Annotated in this window: 14 protein-coding genes and 1 pseudogene; 6 read left to right on the top strand and 9 right to left on the bottom strand. The window is 33.8% G+C overall.

What is annotated here, in order from left to right; translation table 11 throughout:
- Positions 1-108: 108 nt before the first annotated feature.
- From AC2A1C_RS11405 to AC2A1C_RS11380, 6 genes and pseudogenes are all read left to right on the top strand, one after another.
- A complete protein-coding gene (locus AC2A1C_RS11405) occupies positions 109-1,428 on the top strand; it encodes an ATP-binding protein (RefSeq protein ID WP_484025839.1) in 1,320 nt (439 codons plus the stop codon).
- Positions 1,418-2,746, top strand: a complete 1,329-nt coding sequence (locus tag AC2A1C_RS11400) for a sensor histidine kinase (protein WP_484025838.1) — start codon at positions 1,418-1,420, stop codon at positions 2,744-2,746. Before AC2A1C_RS11405 ends, AC2A1C_RS11400 begins: the two co-directional genes overlap by 11 nt.
- 18 nt (positions 2,747-2,764) lie before the next feature.
- Positions 2,765-3,418 carry a response regulator gene (locus AC2A1C_RS11395; RefSeq protein ID WP_484025837.1) on the top strand — a complete coding sequence of 218 codons (654 nt, stop codon included), beginning with the start codon at positions 2,765-2,767 and terminating at the stop codon, positions 3,416-3,418.
- A gap of 767 nt (positions 3,419-4,185) precedes the next feature.
- Positions 4,186-4,333, top strand: a pseudogene (locus AC2A1C_RS11390) (IS1595 family transposase); the annotation flags it as partial.
- A 91-nt stretch (positions 4,334-4,424) separates the two neighbouring features.
- Positions 4,425-7,457: a ligand-binding sensor domain-containing protein gene (locus AC2A1C_RS11385; protein WP_484025836.1), complete on the top strand. Its 3,033-nt coding sequence runs from the start codon at positions 4,425-4,427 to the stop codon at positions 7,455-7,457.
- Between the two features lie 4 nt (positions 7,458-7,461).
- Positions 7,462-8,109, top strand: a complete 648-nt coding sequence (locus tag AC2A1C_RS11380) for a response regulator (protein WP_484025835.1) — start codon at positions 7,462-7,464, stop codon at positions 8,107-8,109.
- A gap of 130 nt (positions 8,110-8,239) precedes the next feature.
- On the opposite strand, the gene AC2A1C_RS11375 is transcribed toward AC2A1C_RS11380, so the two are convergent.
- From AC2A1C_RS11375 to AC2A1C_RS11335, 9 genes are all read right to left on the bottom strand, one after another.
- Complete coding sequence (locus AC2A1C_RS11375; protein ID WP_484025834.1) at positions 8,240-8,791, bottom strand: hypothetical protein; 552 nt, start codon at positions 8,789-8,791, stop codon at positions 8,240-8,242.
- 82 nt (positions 8,792-8,873) lie between these two features.
- A complete protein-coding gene (locus AC2A1C_RS11370; RefSeq protein ID WP_484025833.1) occupies positions 8,874-12,749 on the bottom strand; it encodes an Ig-like domain-containing protein in 3,876 nt (1,291 codons plus the stop codon).
- Positions 12,750-12,882: 133 nt separating this feature from the next.
- A complete protein-coding gene (locus tag AC2A1C_RS11365; RefSeq protein WP_484025832.1) occupies positions 12,883-13,809 on the bottom strand; it encodes a hypothetical protein in 927 nt (308 codons plus the stop codon).
- 21 nt (positions 13,810-13,830) lie between these two features.
- Positions 13,831-15,093, bottom strand: a complete 1,263-nt coding sequence (locus AC2A1C_RS11360; protein ID WP_484025831.1) for a hypothetical protein — start codon at positions 15,091-15,093, stop codon at positions 13,831-13,833.
- Positions 15,094-15,111: 18 nt separating this feature from the next.
- The gene (locus tag AC2A1C_RS11355) at positions 15,112-16,413 is read right to left on the bottom strand and encodes a hypothetical protein (protein ID WP_484025830.1); all 1,302 of its coding nucleotides are present in this window, start codon (positions 16,411-16,413) and stop codon (positions 15,112-15,114) included.
- Positions 16,414-16,431: 18 nt separating this feature from the next.
- The gene (locus AC2A1C_RS11350; RefSeq protein ID WP_484025829.1) at positions 16,432-18,168 is read right to left on the bottom strand and encodes a hypothetical protein; all 1,737 of its coding nucleotides are present in this window, start codon (positions 18,166-18,168) and stop codon (positions 16,432-16,434) included.
- Between the two features lie 511 nt (positions 18,169-18,679).
- On the bottom strand, positions 18,680-19,261 hold the full coding sequence (locus AC2A1C_RS11345; RefSeq protein WP_484025828.1) for a Crp/Fnr family transcriptional regulator: 582 nt from the start codon (positions 19,259-19,261) through the stop codon (positions 18,680-18,682).
- Positions 19,262-19,601: 340 nt separating this feature from the next.
- On the bottom strand, positions 19,602-21,299 hold the full coding sequence (locus AC2A1C_RS11340; protein ID WP_484025827.1) for a beta strand repeat-containing protein: 1,698 nt from the start codon (positions 21,297-21,299) through the stop codon (positions 19,602-19,604).
- Between the two features lie 150 nt (positions 21,300-21,449).
- Positions 21,450-22,067, bottom strand: a complete 618-nt coding sequence (locus tag AC2A1C_RS11335; RefSeq protein WP_484025826.1) for a hypothetical protein — start codon at positions 22,065-22,067, stop codon at positions 21,450-21,452.
- Positions 22,068-22,276 lie beyond the last annotated feature (209 nt).

Here is a 22,276-nt window from a genome sequence, read left to right as displayed (position 1 = left end):
TTTTTAGTTTTACAATAACAAATAACTCTCAAAAAATTATAATTCTGAACTGTTTCTTAGTATAAGAGCTCTACTAATTTTGAGAAATGTATAACCAAAAAATTCATAATGTTTAATTTCAATAGATATAAAATAAAAATCCTGAGATTAATTAATAATGGAGTAATATACTATAGTGATGATATTTATCTAAAAAATAGACTTCAACTTAATAATGTTATCAGTTTGGCTGTTTTTGTTTTCAATCAATTTGTAACCATTCCTTATTTATTGTTTGGATTTTATTGGCAGGCATTACTCAACCTCTTTTTTTCATTGTTTTTTTTCTCGAGTATTTATTTGGTAAAAAACAATCATTTTTTTATTGCTCGTTTTATTTCTTTAGAATATGCCATAGTTTTCCTTTTCGTAAGTGGAGCTGTTCATGGCTATCCTATTGCTCTCAACCATTTTTACATTATTCCTATAGTTACTGCCGGTTTTATTTTTACTATTAACGAAATAAAAACAATGCTTTTTTTTATTGTACAGATTGTAGCTTTATTTTTTATGCAATCTTTTAAAAGTGAATATCTGATCAATTTTGATATTTTATCTCCTCAAATAAAGCCTGTATATAATATTATTCTATTATCTGTTCTTGTTTTTTATTTGTTTGGGCTTACTTTTTTATTTGTGTCTATAAGCCATTATCAGGATGTAAAGCTCAAAAATTTGAAAATGAAACTGTATCTTACCAAAAGATCCCTAAGTATACAGAATAGAGAAATGCAAACTTTTGGTATGGCAGCAACTCACTCACTAAAAACCCCTATTTATCTCATTAATAGCTTTCTTAATAAAATAAAAAACAACCTGATAAACAATGAAGATAAAAAGCAAAATAATTATTATATAAAACTTATTAGGGAAAGCAATAAACTAAATGAGAGATATACTAATGATTTATTAGCATATTCCTATATTTATAATGCTCCGGAAAACTTCAGCAGAATACAGGTAAAAGAACTTTTAGATAATTGCTTGTCTATTTTTTTGCTTAAATATAAAAACGCCAGTATTGTGAATAATCTGGAAGATATTTCATTATATATTAATCCCTATTTTCTGGAGATTGTTTTTCAGAATTTGGTAGACAATGCTCTTAAATATAATGAAAGCCAATTCCCGTCAGTAGTTATTTATTCTGAAAATAAAGGAAATGTTTTATCTGTTTTTGTAAAAGATAATGGGATAGGTATTAAAAGTAATTATAAAGAATCTGTATTTGAACCCTTCAAACGTATAAATGAATTGGAAGGTGTTTTGGGAAGCGGATTGGGATTAGCCATTGCAAAGCTTGCTGCTATAAAAGCCAATGCTACTTTAAGTTTACATGATAGCAACTCTAATGGTTCTGTTTTTAAATTAGATATCAATGCAAATTAGTTCTATAAAATCCAGCTTGTTTATGAAGTTGGCTCGGATTGTACATATCGGCGTATACAGAGGTAACGATGATGAAACAAATCTGAAAATAATATTTGTAAACATTTTGCTTTTAAGTTATATTATCAATCAGTTCATTAGCGCCATGATATACTATAGTCTTGGTGTTTTCCTGAGTGCAAATTATAGTTTGGTAGTAACTTTTATCCCTATTTTTATTTACTACATTAATAGTAAAAGAAAATATCTATTATCGAAGGTCGTTTCTTTTCTTTATTTCAATATTATCATATTTATCTCTTCGCATTATTTTTCGCATCCTTACTTAGGATATTATTATCTTGCCTGCATATTTGCGTCATCTATTGCGTTCGTAAAAAAAGAGCTGAAGTATCTTATAATTATCAACCTGTTTTCTTTTACACTTTTTATTATAGATAATACTTCTTTGAGGAGCTATTTTCATGATTGGCATGCAGACAAATATCTCGGGATATATAAAAGCTATGTTGTTCTTTTAACCAATATAAATATTATTGTAGGCCTTTTATTTACCTACCTTTATTATCTGAATATAAAAACCAGAAAACTATTATCTCTTACAAAAAAATTGAAAAAATCGAGATATAGGCTGAAAAAGCAAACCGAAGATTACATTGTATTCAGTGATGCTTCCAGTTATTTTTTAAAATCTCCCATCTATTTATTCAATACATTTATCGACAAAATAGAACAAGGTATTGCTGAAAACAAGTCTTATGAAAGTCTGGATCATTACTTTTCCGTTATACAATACAGTATACAAGAAGAAGAAAAATTTATCAACAATATGTTTGAGTACAATAAAATTATTCTCACAATACCTATAAATATGGAAGTTGAACTTATTTCTTTTACAGAAAACATATTAAAAAACTATACAAAACATCAAAAAAATTACAGCTATACAATTACATCCGAACATTCTCAAATAAAAATACATTCTGACTCTTCTCTTTTGGAGAAAACCATTCTTGCTATTATAGACAACGCATATCTCTATAATAATAATGAAAATAAAACTATAGACATTTTTTTTATTTTTGATGAAAACAAAATTTGCATTAATTTCAAAGATAATGGGATAGGAATAAAATCAATTTACACAGAAAAAATATTTAAACCATTTATAAGGCTCAATACCATAGAAAACGTATCAGGAACAGGCATTGGATTGCTAAAAGCCAGAAAAGCTGCAGAACATATTAATTCTGAAATAGTATTAACAGAAAGCTCTCCGCAAGGATCTACTTTTTGTTTAACCATTTTCTTAAATTAAAATTTAATACCAATTTCAATGAATATAGAAACTAAAACTAAAATTGCATTTGTAGAAGACAACCAAATCTTTCATAAAGCGCTTTACATTTTACTTACCGAAAGCAATAAGTTTGAATTAGCAGGGAAATTTTCAAATGCAGAATCATTTATGAGCGAAATTGATTTTATGGAACCTGAAATTGTATTAATGGATATTGATCTTCCTGGTATTTCTGGCATAAATGCTGTGGAGAAGGTAAAAAAAAGCTACCCTCATATTAAAGTCATTATGCTTACAGTTCATGAAGAAGAAGAAAATATTTTTAGCTCTATAAAGGCTGGTGCAGATGGCTATTTGCTAAAAAAAGATGCATTAGAAACATTAGAAGAGAAGCTATTGCTTATTAATAATGATGGTTCTCCTATTTCGTCACCTATCGCAAAAAAAATACTGAATTTTTTCAAAGAAACAGAAGAAAAATCGCTATCACCTGAACTTGAATCTCTAAACAAAAGAGAATATGAAGTATTGAATTTTATATGCGATGGCTTACAAAACAAAGAAATTGCCGATAAAATGTGCTTGTCTATAGATGCGATAAAAAAAATATCTAAAAGTATTTACGAAAAATTGCACGTAAGAAATAGAAGTGAAGCCATTAAAAAATACTTCGAACAAAAAAGAAAATAAATTAGTATATCTACTACTATAGATCGTTCGGACAATAGTTGGATAACCTTTTTCTAAAATAATATCTTATAGATTACAATAGAATCCTCTATTTATTTCTGAGTAAGCTCTCAATGCTTCCGTTTATTTCAATAATAAAATATTCGCCGATCATTGATGGTAAATCTCCTGTTGTCACTACAAAATGTAGTTAAAAAAACCACGCGTGTAGTAATATTTCTACAAACTTTTATTTGTAAAGGGGTAATAAAATTACATCTTTGCACAGCATTCATAATAAACGAATATTTGTGATTTAAATTTTTTTTTCATAGGTTTTTAAGGGGTTTGTTAAAACACTTGAAAGCAATAGAGGTTATCTAATGGGATAGCCTTTTTTTTGTAAAACAAATCAAAATGCAATAAAATTGAATAATATTATTTGGGGAACTTTAATCAAAAAATTGAATATAAACTTATTATCTGTTATAAAAGTAAGTTTTGTGGTTGTTTTTCTAATTGTAAGTATTATTTAAAAATGAAAGCATGGAAGAAAATATATTGAAATTATATTTAAAAAAACCAAAAACCAAAAATAATTAACAAAATTAATGGATAAATATAATTTTTTTTGAATATTAATAAAAAAGTCTAAATTTTATTATATTTGTACTTATCAAGCAGTTAGGAATGAATTTATTTAGTTTTACAGCCCATTTTGGAACGGAAGAAGATTGTAGAACTCATTTCAAAAAGCAGTGAAATTTGAAGGTGTCACATTAAAATGAGTCCACATCGCCATAAGCAATGCTAAAAGAGATTTTCTTGGTAATTATCATAAAATCAAAAAGTATCTTCAGCTATATCTAAAACGAAATTATTTGCAAACTTAACCGACGATATTTTGACGAAAAACAATATTGTAGAATTAGATAAAAATGGATATTCAAAAATTTTTAATTAAAAAATTAAGCATTTATTATCAAAAGTAAATTAAGATTATTTACACTAATACATTTATTTTTTTGTGAAAAGACTTTTATTCTGTTTCTTCATTCATTTTCTATTTTGCGCTTCTGCACAGGAAGGGCTTTATAAAAAATGGTATAACACTGACAACGGACTGCCTCAGAATAGTATAAAAGATATCCTGAAAGATAAGTATGGGTTTTTATGGTTTTCCACAGAAAATGGTATAGTCCGTTTTGATGGTACCAATCTGTATACATTCAACAGATTCCCTACCAATAGCCAGCGTTTTAAATATTTTTACGGGAATATACAAAAAGACAGCATTTTCATTAATGATCCGTTTGATGAAAGAAGCCTCTTTATACATCAAAGAAAAGTATCGGTAGCCGATAAAAAACACAAATCATCAAGAATCATCCGCAAGTACAATGTTAGATATAATTACTTCTATAAAAAAGAAGAGTTTTTGGTGGATCCTCCTACATCGGGAAACGGCTTTTATATCAACCTCAAAAAAGAAACCTACTTTTTTTCCGAAAACACCATTATCTACAAAAAAAAATCTTCCCCAAATGAACTAAAATACAGCCTCAAGCTCACTAATACCGATATATTAAATTTTTTTGTCAGCAATGATATCTTATTTTTTATAGACCAGAATTCAGGCTCTATTAAAGAATTTCATCAGGGAAAAATCACCAGAACCCATTTTTCACCACTGCTCAGTGATAAAAACTCAAAAATCATTTGGTCTCCTCTTAATCATCAGATATTTCTGATAAATAATGAGACATTCTATCTTGTAACCTTTGAAAACAATACTTTTCAGGTAAAAGAAATTTATAAATATAAAAACTCTGAAATTCCACATATTTCAAGTGCTTATTATGATGAAGAAAATCACAGACTCTATATAGGCAGTACCACCAAGGGATTGTGTATCGTAAATTTTTCTATTTTCACCACCAATAAGATTAACTCCCCTATAGAAGCAAACAACAATATTTTTTATTCTACCCTGACAATAGGAGACTCCAATGTAATAACACCACAAGGAAGGATATATGGAAAAGAAGGCATTGTTAATGATTTCCAGTACAAAGGCATGAGCGCTTATTATATGTGTTATGATTCGGAAAAAAGTATTTATACCATTAATAATAATGAAAGGACTATATGTAGGTACAAAAAAAAAGATTCCTACAGAAAAAAAGAAATCATATCATCTTATAAATCAGATTTATATAGTCTATTCTTTGCAAGTAACCGGTATTTTGTCTGTTTGAGAGCTGAAGACTTTACGGCACTATTATATATATACAAAGATGCAGATCTTAAATTTTTGGAAAGAAAAATAGATTTTAAAACAGAAGTCACCAGTGTTATCAGGTATGATGACGAATCTGTACTTATAGGCTGCAGAAGCGGGCTATACAAGGTTTCTTTGAAAACAGGAAAAAAGCAAGACCTTATAGGAAATCAGAATATACAAATCCGTAATATTGTAAGGACACAAGATGGCAATTTCTGGATTTTTACTTTAGGAAGAGGTTATTATCTTTTGAAAAACAACCGTCTCCTACAAATGCCTTATGACGAACAGGGAAATCTCTCAACACCTCACACTCTACTGGAAGATAAAAACGGCTTTTTTTGGATTCCCTCCAATAACGGACTATACAGAGTCAATAAAAAAGAATTGCTGAAAACAGTTGAAAATAAAAATCATAAAGTCTTCTATTATAGGTTTTCAAAAGAAGATGGGTTTAATACCAATGAGTTTAACGGAGGATGTTCTCCTTGCGGAAATATACTTGGAAATGGAGATTTTGTATTACCTTCTCTGGATGGTTTAGTGTTTTTCAACCCTCTCAAAATTAAAAACACATTTCCCAAAAACGGGGTTTATGTAGAAAACGCCGTTCTGGACGGAAAAAAAATTTCCTTTAAAGACGAAATCAGGCTCAACCAGAATTTCCGCAGGTTGGATATCCACCTAGATGTTCCCCATTACGGAAATCCCGATAATCTTATCATACAGGCAAAATTCAACAGAGCTACAGAAGACGATGATAATTGGGAAAATATAGACAATGCATACAACAAATATTCCATAACAAAACTGGAGTATGGGGAATATATACTCTTCTTGCGGGTTCTTGCATCTGATGAAGGTAAATTTTATTACAAAAAAATAAAAATTATCGTACCTCCCTATTTCTACCAGACTATCTGGTTCAAATTAATTGCTGCGCTCATGGTAGCTGTCCTTATTTATATAGGATTACGTTGGAGGATAGTATTTTTAAAGAAGAATAATAAAAGACTGAAAAAAATTATTAATGACAAGACGCTTGATCTTTCAGAAATGGTTAAAAATCTTGAAACAACACAAAAACAGTTGCTAAGGGAAACCTTACAGCAAAAAAAACTGATAGGCACCATTACACACGATATTACAACTCCGGTAAAATTTATTGCCATAACTGTTTCCGGTATTATAAACAAGAGAAATTATAATGAAGAGTATGTGAAAAAAACACTCAATTCACTATACAATTCTTCTTCACAGCTTTATCATTTTACCAAAACACTTAAAGAATATGCTGATATCTATAATAATAATACAGCATTTGATGACCAATCTTACTCAGTCTCTGATCTGATAAATGAAAAAAAGGAACTCTTTAAGGAAATAGCAAAAGAAAAGGGCAGTAAAATTGTGAATACTGTGGATAAGGAAGTTGAATCTTTTATCAGCAGGAATGTATTGTCTGTTATCGTCCACAACATATTAGATAATTGTGTAAAAAATACTTATAACGGAGTAATACGATTCAGCTACGAATATGATAAAGATGAAAACATTATACTCTATATTTCAGATACAGGAGAAGGTATGACTGACAAACAGATAGAATACTATACATGGCTTCAGGAAAATATCGAAAACGAAAAACTAATACTACAGAAATACGGAATAGGGCTACATCTGGTATTGCAATTACTTCAAATTATTGAAAGTAAACTTGTTATAACTAAAAACACACCTAAAGGTACCATATTCCAATTTATACTAAAAAAATAAAGAAATGAACAGAAAAATCCTCATTGCAGATGACCATTTTGTAGTAGTTGCAGGTACGGCTATGATTTTGGAAAGCCATATAGAAAACATAGAAACGGATTTTGTGGAAGATTATCCTGAAGTACTGGATAGACTTCAAAAAAATACATATGACCTCATTATGCTCGATATAAATATGCCTGAAAGCAAGTATATGGAAATGATTCCCGAGATTAGAAGCATACAGCCCGATATTAAAATATTAGTTTTTTCATCATATGAAATGTCTATAGCCGTACAGTATATACAGGAAGGCGCCAATGGATACCTCAACAAACTCAGCAGCGAAGACGAAATAGCAAAGGCTGTTATAGAAGTACTCGATACAGGAAAGTTTTACCCTCCCGAAATTGTGGAACATTTTATACTGGCATCTATACACAAACAACCAATCAATCCTCTGGAAAAACTTTCTGAAAGGGAAAGAAATGTTTTCAACCTCTTATTCAAAGGATATGGAAATCTAGAAATTTCAAACGAACTCAATATTCATGTATCAACCATCAGTACTTACAAAAAAAGAATTTATAAAAAATTAGGTACCAGCAATTTAGTCGACTTACTTATGATTCACCAAAAATACTCGACAGGTCAAATCAATAATAACAAATAGTAAAATACCATGTATAATGGGATATTTGAAAGAATAAATAAACCTTTTTTGATATTACATTTCTTTTTAACAAAAACAGCCTGCTTCTTATTGAGCAGGCTATTACTTTTATTCTTAAAAAACTACAATTCTATGGTTGCCAAAAAGACCAATTTGTTCCGTTGAAAACAGCAAGTTGCCTATTTTTAGTATCATATACCAACATTCCGGCGGTAGGATTTTTGATATTAAGATGAGGTTCTGCTACTTTTGGAAGTATCATTGCCTTATCGGTATCAGTAAGTACTAATATTCCAGAAGTTGTGTCTGTAGCTCCATTAGCTCCTATTGCTACTTTTGCATTGTTTAGTTCGGTTTTAGAATCTTGCAATACAGTGTTTGCCGCTCCATTAGAGTCTACAGTGAGATCAAACCAACTTCCTGCTCTTTTGTATTTTACTTTATGGTCTGTAGTATCATAGATTATAGTTCCGTCTACTGAGCCTGTGACTGATGTTGCAGATGTAACCCATGGAAGTACCAATCCTTTTTTTTCTGTAGTGTCTGATCCGAATTCTAAAGAAATCCCTGGATTTTGTGTGACATTATCTGAGAGTTTGGTAATCTCTGCTTTGCCTATGGCCATTTGTGCCGAAGCATAAATAGAAAAAGCGGTACAAAATATGAATATTGTTTTTTTCATAATATTAGAATTTTTGATTGTTATGAGATCTCAGCAGCAGAAAAAATTCTGTGCTAATTAGAAATCTCTTTATCATTTAGTTTTAGTTAGGACATGTCTGCGTTGTCATGCAATGCCAAGCGAAGGTAGTACCTCCATCATTAGAGGTATATACTTTCAGACAGTTGTTGGTGGTATCATACAACATCATTCCTTCTACCGGGTTTGTAATCACCAGCGTTATTTCGTCATCAGCAACAGGTTGGTTACTTGCATTGAATTTCACTCTGTTTATCACAAAACCTTTGGTTTTAGATTCTAGTACCGTCCAAGCACTTTGTCTTACCATTGGCCAGTTATCATTTTCTGCACCTGCTCTTCCTAAGGCTGTGATTCCGTGTTTAGAAGGATAGACATTGCCTGCATCTATTACAGCCGGTTGGTAACAAAAATCTGGAGCGACAACTATCAAAGCCTGTACACTACACCCTGAACTATTGGTATAGGTTATTGTAGAAGTTCCTACCGATATTCCAGTTACTAATCCGGTACTATTTACGGTGGCTACTCCGGGATTACTAGACACCCAAGAGTTAGTTGCATTTGGAGTTCCGCTTCCTGTAAGTTGGATTGTAGCTCCTACTGCAAGATCAGGTGGTGTCCCAGTAATAGTAGGGGGCGGTAATTGCGCTCCAATGCTAAATGATGCAGATGGTACAGATACACAAATACCGTCTGTAACCGTTACAATATAACTTGTTCCTGCTGTCATATTCAAAATTTCTCCTGTATTAATATCTATTGTAGGACCTGCTGGTGTAAAATCGTAAATTCCTGTATTTTCATAATTGGTAATGGTAGCTGTTCCTGCAGAATTACATGTAGCTGTACCTACTGATATTAACGGTGTGGTTGTTACACAAAGATTAGCCTCATTGGAAAACTGTGTTCCACAAACATAATCAGATTGTGAAATTTGTATTCTATATTTGTAATTATTCATTGCTAAAGTAGCTCCAGTAATATTTAAAGTAGCTGTTGTAGCATTAGAATAAACACCTCCGTTGGTAATGTTAACCCAATTAGAACCTCCATCTGTACTTACCTGCCATTGGTAATTGGTGGTTCCTGAACCTCCTGTTGTAGTGACTGTAAATGTTGCATTGCTTCCTACAGATACAGATTGATCTGCTGGCTGCGTGGTAACTGTACTTGTTGAGCCTACGGTTTGGGAATTTCCTAAACCTTGCCCTTGGTCTCCACCAATATCTGCTACCCCACCAGAATTAACTACTGTTGGTACTCCATTAGCATCTACGGTTGTTCCCAGATTTTGACTACTTGCTGTAGAGCCAGTTCCTACAGTTACCGTACCGCTTGCAGTTGCTAATTGTACTGTCGTTACATTTTCGTCGCCTTCCATAGCATCTACGCAGCCGTCATTATCACTGTCTAAGTCTAATCTATTAGGAATACCGTCTCCATCTGTATCAATGTCAGCACACAATGCAATCATCTGCAAAAGCGATCTTTGACCAAGTCCATCATTTGTAACGTCTTGGCTATTGGGTAAATATGTAAACGTCAATTCTGTAATTTCATCCCCTGTTATTTCCCATCTTGAATCAGCTTTAGCAACATTTCCAAGGTAAGAGAGAGGCTTAAAAGCTACAGTATTAGAATTATTTTGAAGTATATTTAACTCTGAGCCTGTAGTACTGTAATTTGTTGAAGGAATAACGATAGAACTTGAATATGTTCCTGTAAAACTAGAATTTACAAGTTTAGTGTTAGGCCATAAACTAGTAGTCGCTGAACTTAGAGTTATTTGAGGACTAGAAATTGTTAACGTCTTATTTGCTGTGATTGTCCAACTCTCACCAATGTCAAACCAAGGATTATTAGTGTTATTCGAGTTACTTTGTGATAATTTAAGCTTAACTGGCTTTGAAAAAATAATTTTATAAGATACTGCTTCTGGTGTTGGTAATCTTTTAGAGCTAAAAAAAAGATGCCCGCCTGCATATCCAGCAATAGGGTATTGTATGCAATTTGTACATGAAACACCCTGAACATTTACAGAGGCTAAACCTATGTCAGTATTTGCTGTATAGGTTACAGGAGCTAATCTTTGTGCAGTATAACTAATGTAGTTAGTAACTGTTTGTGCAGTAATGACATTTTGACCATTGTTAATAGCCGTAAAATTTGGCAATACGTTACCCGCACTTTCATCACAATCGGTAATCCCATCGTTATCATCATCTAAATCGCATACGTTAGCAATACCGTCTCCATCACTATCTGTGGTTGATAAATTGGTAATGGAGAAACTAGCAGAAGAAGCTGAAGTACACGTCCCGTTACCAGAAGTTACTGTATAGCTTGTGCCTGCTGTCAGTCCGCTGATTGCCCCTGTCGTCGTATTTACCGTAGGACCTGATGGTGTAAAGGTATAGGTATTCCCCGAAACCACATTTGTAATTGTGGCTGTACTTGCAGAGCCACATGTAGCCGCCGTAGTAGAAACTGTTGGAGTTAGAACTGTAGTAACAGAAGCGCTGAAAGAACTAGAAGTGGAAGTACACGTTCCGTTGGTAGCGGTTACTGTATAGCTTGTACCTGCCGTTAAACCACTGATTAATCCTGTTGTTGTGTTTACCGTAGGACCAGTTGGCGAAAAAGTGTAGGTACTGCTAGAATTGTAATTACTAATTGTTGCCGTAGAAAGCGCTCCACACACTGGAGTTACCGTTACAGTAGGCGTCGGCGATATACAAACGCTTGCAGTATCATTGGTTGATACGGGATCGGCATTCTCTCCACTTATCGTTGCGGTATTGGTGTAAAGACCAGATTGGTTCACGCTAGCCGTTATCGTAAGTGTTGCAGATGCACCGTTGTTCAGTGTCCCAATTGTCCAAACTCCTGTTGTATTATTATATGTCCCTACAGAAGGAGTTGCACTCACAAAAGTATATCCTGAAGGAAGCAAATCGTTTATTTTGGTATTGTCGGAGTTTGATATTCCGTTATTGGTGGCTGTTATGGTGAAGTTTACGTTTTGCCCTACTGTAGGGTTGGCAACATCCACCGTTTTGGTAACAGATAAATCGCTCTCTAAGGTAGAAAGACTTAAGGTAAGGTATTCACCATTACCTACTGTCGCATCCCAGTCGGTTCCATTATTATGCCCCTTCATATAAAATTTAAGGGTAATGGTCGTAACATCTTTGGCATTTACCCGAACTGAACCTTCTGTATTAAATTGACCACTGGTGATACTATTAGGATCAGTATTATTAATAAAGTTACCCGTTACATTAAAAGAGGATTTTCCCGATAATCTTTCCAACGTACCCGAAGTAGAAATTCCATTAATAGCACTCAATTCAAACTGTCCAGTATAACTATGTGTTCCAAATTGCCCTCCCATTCCTGAAATATGCAATATGGGATTATTTACCTTTCTATTAAAGGTAACAGTAATATCTCCCATATAGTAGTTTCCTGTAAGAGATTGCCCTACCAGAGGTGCAGCAGTACAAAAGATTCTAACTCCAGTATTGGTGTTGGTTCCATCTGCTACATCTATCCCCGTTCCTGTAGGCGCTCCTGAAGCAGTAAAAGAACTTGAGTTAACCGTAGAAGTAGCATTAACCTGTCCAAAAATTGCATTCATTGCTACTGTAGAAGTCGATCTACCAAAAATAAGCGGACTCGGGGGTGTTGTAGCAAACGTTGACGTACTATACTGTGGGTTGCTAATCGTGAAAGTTGCCGTAAGGTCATGAGCTATATATGTAGTTCCAGTAGGATTGTTTGTATTTTTCTGAAAGGTAAATACACCCGAGTTTAGAGTGGGTCCGGAAACTACTGTTGACGAGGCACTAGTAAATTCTAAATCCTGATTTTGAGCATAAGAAAAAATGTTCAACATCAAGAATAGAATAGAGGTAATTATTCTATTTTTTTTCATATTGTATTATTGTATGTGTTTCATTTCATATTAATTTTGTTTAAATTTTGCAAATCTTTGGTTACGTTCCCTATCAGAATTTCAGATTCTGATAGGGAACGGTAAAACCATTTTAATGTCTTACAAATTCTTTCTAAAACTGACTTTTCGGCAGCGCAACAGTATCCGTATTGTTGGATACATTTGTTTCTCCACCAGAATTGCCCGTAATTACACCTCTAAATACCGCCATGGTAGCTCCAACTGGTTGAATTCCCGTACTGGTATAGGTAATTTTAATCATATCTCCTCCTAAGCCACTTGAATCTGGATTCATTATTTTGTTGGTAGTGAATACATATACTCCTACACTTTGAGATTGCAACGTCCATCCTGTAGGAAGCGTGTAGTTAAAATTTCCTGGTTCTGCGTTTATATTTACAGTCACTGTAATTGGGCTACCGTTTGTAGGTATATTTCCAATATTAGTTACTCTAAAGAACACATCCACCGGCTCTCCGTATAAATAATAAGCATCACTTGCGGAAGCAAATATTCTCATATCTGGTGCACCACAGTTGGAAGCTAAAGCAACAATTACAGAAGCGTTGCTATAACATCCTGCCGCATCTTTATAGGCAACATAATAAGTCTGAGGTGTAGAAGTAGGCGTTATTGTAGTGGAAGATACTACATTGGCACTCGACGGTGTAGAACTAGTGTGAAAAGATACTGTAGATCCTAAAGGTATGGTAGAAGTATCAACAGACGCCATTAAATCTATGGTTGTATTAGGACAATTATTGGTCACTACTTTTAGTGGCGTAGGCTGGCTGTAACAAGCAGGTGTTCCTCCATAATTCCAAACTGCATAATAAATTCCTGAAGCTGCTGCTTGGGTAGCTGCTGTAATCATTAGATTAGAATTACTTACAGGAATTGCAGAATGCCATTCAAAAGTTTGTCCCGAAGGTATTGTAGAGGGATTATATGCACTAATATCTACTGTTTGTGCATAGGAAAAATTAGCTATGAAGCAAAAACAGATTAAACGGATTAATGATTTTATATTTTTATTCATTCTCTATTATTTTTTTAATTATTATTTTAGTTTAGGCCCTACTGTAGGCACACAATCTACTGTCCAAGATTTAGTAATCACATCTTTAGGAGGCGTTGCGAGGTTTGCAGTACAGCTTCCTGCTGTGCCAACTGTGAAATTAAGTGTACCTAATGCCGAACCATCATATTTTAAAGGAATATGGAAGGTCTGGATTCCTGTGTTTGTTGCTGTTACTGAGGTTACCCCATTAGCCAAACTCATTCCGGAACCATTTACAGTAAGTGGGAAAGTTCCAATTGCAGTTACATTTACGGTTACTATTAATGTGTGCTGACTAGGTATTCCGGCTACTGGTGCAGGAGTTATTATCGTTTTTGTACAATCTATAGTACCTGCTCCAACACAATTGATTGCTGCAGCGATACTAAATGAAGCTGAGGTAGTAGAACAACAATTTCCATTTCTGGAAGTTACGGTGTAGATTGTTCCAGGTGTCATACCACTAATTTCACCTGTTGTAGTATTTACAGTAGGTCCTGAAGGTGTAAAAGTATAAGTGTTACCAGCTACTACATTAGTAATTTTAGCAGTACCTGCTGAATCGCAAGTAGCAGGAGAAACCGAAATTATAGGAGGATTAATGGTGGAGCAATTTGTCATTAAAGCCACGTTATCTATATACATATCTTCATTATGATAGAAACATGGATCTTCTACCGCCCATCTAAAAGATAAGCGATAAGCTCCCGTAGTTGCAACTGTAAATTGTGGAGACGTAAAAGTCGTTAAACTGGTATTTCTCGTATCCGCCAAAATAGTTTCACCAGAGTATACTGTACTTGTTGCTCTAGGTGTTTTATACGAAACAAATGTTTTGACAATAGCTCCTGTAGAATTTATAAGTACCCATTGTCCATGAGCTCCTTTATATCCAGAAGCACTTCCTGAAGTCATCCCAACAGAAAATTGATAATTAACACCAGAAGTAAGTGTTACAGGAATTGTCTGTGTAAATAGTGCATTCGAGGGTAAACCTGTACCACCGCCACCACTTACATCATCCCATACAGCAAAGGTTATATTAGACGATTGATTTACAGGAATATAAAATAAAGAATTAGTTCCTGATACATAACTTCCTCCGGAACATGGTGGATTTTCTTTAGAACCCGATGTTTGTGTCCAGCCAGTTGTAGATAGGTTTTGAAAATTTGAATTAGTAACTAAATTAACTGTGCTTTGTGCGTTAGCGTCAAGAAAGCCTAAAAGGAATAACGTTATTACAAATATTAATCGAATCATATTTTTATATTATTGTTATTATTTTAAAGCAGGTCCCGCAGTAGGAATACAGTCAATAGTCCATCCTTTTGTAATAATATCTTTAGGGGGAGTAGAAAGATTAGCAGAACAACTACCTGCAGATCCCACAGTGAAGTTGAGCGTACCTAAAGTACTTCCGTCATATTTTAAAGGAATGTGGAATGTTTGTACCCCGGTAGAAGTGGTAGTTACAGAAGTTACTCCATTTGCTAAACTCATTCCGCTACCACTTACGGTAAGTGGGAATGTACCTACTGTAGTTACATTTACTGTTACAATTAAATCTAGCTGACTTGGTATTCCTGCAACTGGTGCAGGTATAATTTGGGTTTTGCTACAATCTATAGTACCATCTGGGCATCCGTTTATGGTAACAGTTACGATAGCACTTGCTGGACTATAGCAACTCGAAGATTCATAGTAAACTGCATAATATTTTCCTGATGTGCTTACATTGGTAGGGTTTGTAACTGCTATACCCGTATCTTGATTATACCAAACTAAACTTGCCCCACTTGGAGTAGTAGAAGTAACTAGACTATTAAGATTTACAGATGTTGCCGGACAAGTATTACTTAGAGTAGTTTTTGATAAAACAGGAATAGTGCTTACTACATTACATACTGATACAGCCTGAGTGGTTACATTATTAATATAGACAGGATTGTTGTTACTAAAGTGAAAATGCCCATAATATGAACTTCCTGTAGCGGCTACAGTACTTGTATATACAACTGATCCGTTGATAAGGTAAGTTACTTTTGTTCCAGATTTTCTAATGGTAAAAACAGATCCAATACCATAACTAGCGGTATTATGTGGAGCAAGATATTTCTCTGTATGATTTTCTCTTATACGAAAACCATGGTATGGAGAACCATAAGTTGCAGAAGTATGTATAACTTCTATAGAGTAATCATACAATTTTCGAAAATTATTTGCTTCAGGATCTACCATACTTACCACTTGCTGTGTATCAACCCCAAACTGAAATGATAAATAGTTGTTACCATTATACCCTACATTTGAGCCAGTTCCCAAAGTGAAACTATAAGAAAAATCAGACGTTGGTAATGGATTAGTAGTTCGAGCCCAATTGCCTGCATAACTTCCAGATAAATTGCTGTGGTACAGTGTTCCTGTTCCAGAATTATAATTAAAACTGGAATCATAACCGTATGGGGAATTAAGCGTTAAAGGCACTTGTGTTTGTGCATACCCCACTTGTAGGATTACCAGCAATATGGTACTTAAGAAGCTCCTTAGCTTTAATTTTTGAATGTTAATTGTTTTTTTCATATAATAAATTTTTATAAATTATTTTAATTTAGGTCCTGCTGTAGGTACACAATCTATTGTCCAAGATTTAGTGATTACATCTTTCGGAGGAGTGGTAAGATTTGCTGAACAGCTTCCTGCTGCTCCTACTGTGAAGTTCAGCGTTCCTAAAGACGAACCATTATATTGTAAAGGAATGTGAAATGTTTGCAATCCCGTAGAGACAGCCGTTATGGAAGTTACTTCATTTGCTAAGCTCATTCCGGAACCACTTACCGTGAGCGGAAATGTACCTGTTTTAGTTACATTTACGGTTACGATTAAACCTACCTGACTTGGCGTTCCAGCTACTGGTGCAGGAGTTATTATTGTTTTCGTACAATCAATAGTCCCTGCTCCGCCACAAATATTTACTATTGCCGTTATCGCAACTGGTGCAACACTGTAACAACCTGTGGTAGCGTTATAAAAAGATGCATAGTATGTTCCTGCAGCTACAGCAGTTCCTGTAATTCTATTGCTTGCTGTTGCAGGCAGACCTGTATGCCAAGTTAAAATACTTCCAGAAGGGGTATTGCTCGCTGTAATTGTCGTTAGATCAACCGTTGTAGCTGGACATACATTACTTTTTGAAGTAGCAGAAAGAGTTGGATTTACCAATGCTGTTGATGCACCTATACTAAAGGGATTAGATGTAACATTACTACACTCCTTATTGGAGTAGCTTACAGTATAACTAATACCAGGAACAAGTCCCGTAATATCTCCTGTTGAAGTGATTACAGGTCCTGAAGGCGATATAGAATATGTATTTGATGAACTATAATTGGTAATTTTAGCAGTACCATTACTATTACACGTGGCTGAAGTGGTAGATATTGTTGGAGCAGTGCAACATTGGAGCGAAAAACCTAAACCAATAGCATCTACATAATCATAGCCTGCAGGTACCCAGTAATCAAAACCAACAAGCCCGCCATGATGAGAATTTTCATATAAGCTAAATTTCACTTGTGTAATTCCTGTACCATTAATGCGTACAGACCCATTATTAAACACCTGCCAGTTTGTAGAATTGCTATTATAAATTCTATTAGAAGAAACTGCAAAATCAGTAGTTCCTGATAATCTGGTTAATGATAGACCTGGTGATATTAACACGAACTCAGTATAGTTTAAGTAATTACTTAAAGAACCCATACCTCCCATATGTAGTATGGGATTGTTGACTGGTCTATTAAATGTTACTACCAAATCACCATAATAATATCTCGTAGTACTTGTAGGAGTTGGTAACGGGGCATTGGCTTGTTGAAGTGCCGAAAAAGTTACCGTTAAATCAACCTGCATATTGTTTGCACTAATCCCCGTACCAGTAGCACTGTTATAGGATGTATATTTATCTGGATAAGTGGATGAGGCTTGAAATATATAATCTTGTCCTGCAGTATGAGTAGGATTAATACTATTAGCACCAAAACTCAATCCTTTATAAGGTGTTTTTGACAATGTGTATTTTTGGTTCTCAAAGGAGAACGTTGCCGTAGTAGTAGGGCTATACGGTACAAAAGTATCTCCTGTAGGATTGTCCGAATTTTCCTGAAAAGTAACTGTAACGCTTTGTACAGGTCCCATTCCTGTTGGGTTTCCCGCACCATTAGCTAATTCTAAGGCTTTTTGGGCAAAAAAAAGCTGTGTACAAGATAATACCAAAATCATCATTATGCGCTTAATGGTAGAGCTAATCATTTGTTTTTTGAATTTTTGTTTTCTCATTATTTTAATTTTATTTAATTCATTTGTTCAAAAAGTTTTCATTTTTAACTATTTAAAAAAAATACTTAGACACAGACTGGTAATTTTAGACACAAGAGATAACGTTTCTCAAGATTTTTTTTATTTGAGAAAAACGAAATGCTAAAGTTTTAACAAAATATTAAAAGCTAAAACCTGTATCTTTTTAAGGATGCATAAAAGAAAGTTGTGCACAAATCGTAATAAATTTATTTTATAGGAAAAAATAATTATTGATTTGCTTGAAAGGATAACTCCCCTATGTAATATGAACTATATTAGAAAAAATTCTTTGATTCATTTGTGTGTTTTAGAGGTTAATTAATAAATTTTTTATCATCTTTGTGTTTTTAGAATTCGCATATTTTACTTATGTTGATTTTCAGTGGTCATATACCTTAAATAGGGTACAAATATATTGATTAATACACTGAATATGTGTGATTTCAATCACACTGCTTACCATTATTTAAATATTTTTCTTGTTATAAAATCATTCCAAAATACCTTGCTTGTTTCTTGCAAATGTTTCTCTTGAAATAGCCAAAAAGGATGCTAAAATGGAATGGTTTACCCTACCTATTAAACATGGAAACTCTTCCTTCAGAAAGAGTATCTTTTGTTTTATATCATCGTTATTAAGATGATGAAATCTCTGCAAATTCAATGCTTGATACTTTTCTAAAAAATCACCGTATACACTTTTAAGATTCTGTGAAGAGTTCATTAGGATATCAAAATTTTCTTTACTGATGTATAAAATTTCTGCATCTTCAATACACTCTATAGTTTCTTTATTCTCTTCAAAATTTTTAAAACTTACAATGTTTGTTAAAAACCTATTTTCCCAAGCAATCATTCTAGTAATTTCTTTTCCACTATCGTTAATAAAATAAGCTCTCAGTAATCCCTTATTGATGAAGAAGAGTTTATTGCAAGGAGAATTACTATCAATTAGTATTTCTTTTTTTGTTGCTTTAGAAAATAAAAAATGTTTTTCTATATCTTGTTTTTCTGTCTGTGAAATTGTTCCATATTGTTGAAGAAGATGAATTAGTTTTTCATGGTGGCTCATTTGTGTAGTACTTGTGTTAAAATTGCAATCGAAAAGATGCCCATGTATAATTAAGGCATTAAAAATAATATTGTCTTGGTTACCAGAATATTGCGCGTAATCTATTGGAGTGGTTGATCTTTCTATTTTTCATATTGTAAAATATCATCTCTTGATCTCTCAAGAGATGATATTAAACGTTTTGACCTTTGTGTACCTTCTGTAAAAATTTCAAAAAAGTGTAATTTGTTGAAAACAACTAATTTTGAAATCTAATTCTAATGAATTAGAAAATTAATGTACTGAAGCTTCATTGGTTTTACATATTAACAAAAAAAAAAGACGAGTCAATAAATAGTTACTATCTTATAGGTATAGCGGTTATGCTTACAATGTCATTAGCGGTTCCTCCAAATTGTATTACCGCAGAGCCTGCTGCTGCTCCCGCACCTTGCTGTGCTCTACTTCCTAAGATTATGGTATAGGTTCCCGCTATTAGCCTAAGAGTTGCATTAGGGGTTGTGTACATAAAACCAGTCATCGAACCAGCTACAGTATTTGCATAAGTCCCAGCACTTGCTCCATATTCTGCTGTTGTGGACAAAGTAGAGCCTGCTGGGAGTGACGTAAACTGCCAATAGTTACGATACAATCTGTTTTGCCCATCCAGAAGGCTCGTTAAAAAAGTAGCATCTTGAGCAATTCGTATAGATACACTTGCGCTAAAGGTAACCAAAGAGGGTCTGGTAAGTGTAAAGGTATAGGTAGCCAAAGTGGTTAAAACACCTCCAGAAGTAATAGTAACATTTGTAGAAGGAACAGCATCTGCCCCATCCGCTCCTGCAATAATGTTTACATCATTAGTACTCATTGTTCTTCCCCACTTGGTTCCATCGTTCACATACTCCCCAGGATATACTTCGTTTCCAGAAGAAGAAGTGTTGGTCGCTGTATTATATACCTTCATCCCTGCTACGTGTGCAGAAAGCGGAGATGCGTTATTGGTAGCTGTAAGAGTAAGTCTAGGATATAATAATCCCTTGGTAGTAGAAGTAAGATCTAGCAATGCATTGGCATTTGGCGCAGAAGTTCCTATCCCTACAGCGTTATTAGCCGCATCTACAGAAAATGTAGTGCCATCTACCGAAAATCCATTGGTTGCAGTAGAGGTAAATGTTAGTGTATTAGCCCCTTGTGTTACGGTTCTGTTTCCTGTTAATGTACCATCCGCAGTGTATATATTAGGTACTGTTACGGTTTGTGCAGTTCCTCCAGCAACTGTTGAGGTTACTGTATTTCCCGTAGTGGTAAGGGTATTGGCTATTGCTACAGGTGTCCCTGCAACACCATTTACTGTAGTCGTAACATTACCGCCAGAAACAGTATTGCTTACGCTACCCACAATAGTGGCATCTGTAGATGAGTTTACTCCGTTTACTGTGGTTCTTATCGTATTAGTGGTAGGATTAGAAATTGCATTGGTATTTATAATCGTCCCGTTAGTAGTGGAAGCTACACCGTTTATCGTGGTACCAATAGTATTGCTCGTAGGGTTAGATACCGTACTTGTATTAACAATACTTGCGGTTTGTGTCGTGCCTCCTGCAACTGTTGAAGACAAAGTGTTTGCAGAAGAGCTCAATGCATTGGCAATAGGTACAGCTGTCCCTGCAACACCATTTACGGTTGTAGTAACATTACCGCCAGAAACAGTATTGCTAACGGTATTTACCGCAGAGGTAGTAGCTACTACCCCGTTTACCGTACTGGTGATAGTATTTGTAGGGTTTGTTAATGTATTGGTGGTTGCACCACTCCCAGAAATAGTTGTCCAAGTAGGAGCGACACCAGAACCACCCGATGTAAGAACCTGTCCTGCAGTTCCTGCAGATCCTGCGGTAGTAGCATTTCCTCCTACATTAAGCTCATTAGTAATTTGTAAAGAGCCATTAACATGTAAAGTCTTTTGAGGCGTAGGCGTATTGACACCTACGTTTCCTGTTTGTGCATGTATAAAACCTACAGCTATTGTTGATAAAGAATATATTATTTTTTTCATTTTTTGAATATTATAATTAATGTTATTAAGAGAGTAAATGGTTATTTTACCCTAAATGATATAATTTGATTCCTAGCGTCAGAAATCAGAAATAAATGAACAAAGCAGAGCAGTATATCTACTTGTTTGTCTTTAAAATTTATGTGTTTTTTACACTAAAAATGGAGGAGCTCTTTCTGAAAATCGAGAGATAAGAATATTGTATTTAAAAAAATATAAATACCAGTTTTGCAATTTTTTATGTTCAAAAAGGTAATTTTCGACATCATAAGAATAATGTGAAAAACAGATTGTTTTATATATATTATTAACCGGCACCACAAAAGCCAAACTGTTTGTCCGTGTTTCTAATAATGAACTGCTGTTGGGATTATTGTAGAGTTTATTTATGGTTTTTTTTGAATCTGTGTGGGTGTATTTTTGCTTTTGAGTATTCTTTTTACGAAAGTTTTCTTGGATACCTGACTGTTGTTTTTCTTCAGGTTTTTTATTTTTGCTTTTGGGCTGTTTTTTATTGTTTTTGGTAGTGTTAAAACCTATTACAATTTCAGAGGTTTCAATTTTTTTTCCAATACATTTTTCCGAGTTTTTTTTCTCTTTAATGCATATAAATGAACCACCGCTGATATGGATGTTTTCAATTCCGGATATTATACTTTTTTCTTCATCAGCAGGGTATGTATTGATGCTATAATTAATATCCCTTCCCTTAACCAGAAAGGAAAGTAACAATAGCATTACCGATGATAAATTAAAAATTTTGTACATTATCTTAAAACCTGTTCTAAAAAACTCAGAACCTGTTGTTTTATAAATACTTGTATATAATGTATTTATTTTGCAAAATTAGAGTTAATAGGGGGCTTAATGCTTTTGAAATCTATAGTAATATAATGATATGCTTGTAGTTTTTTTTCTACAAGACACAACATGAAACATCAATATTTTTTAGAAATAAATATGCTATTCTAAATTTT

Source organism: Chryseobacterium sp. HNCC26DJ241 (assembly GCF_057180505.1).
This window is presented reverse-complemented; position numbering and strand designations above follow the sequence as displayed.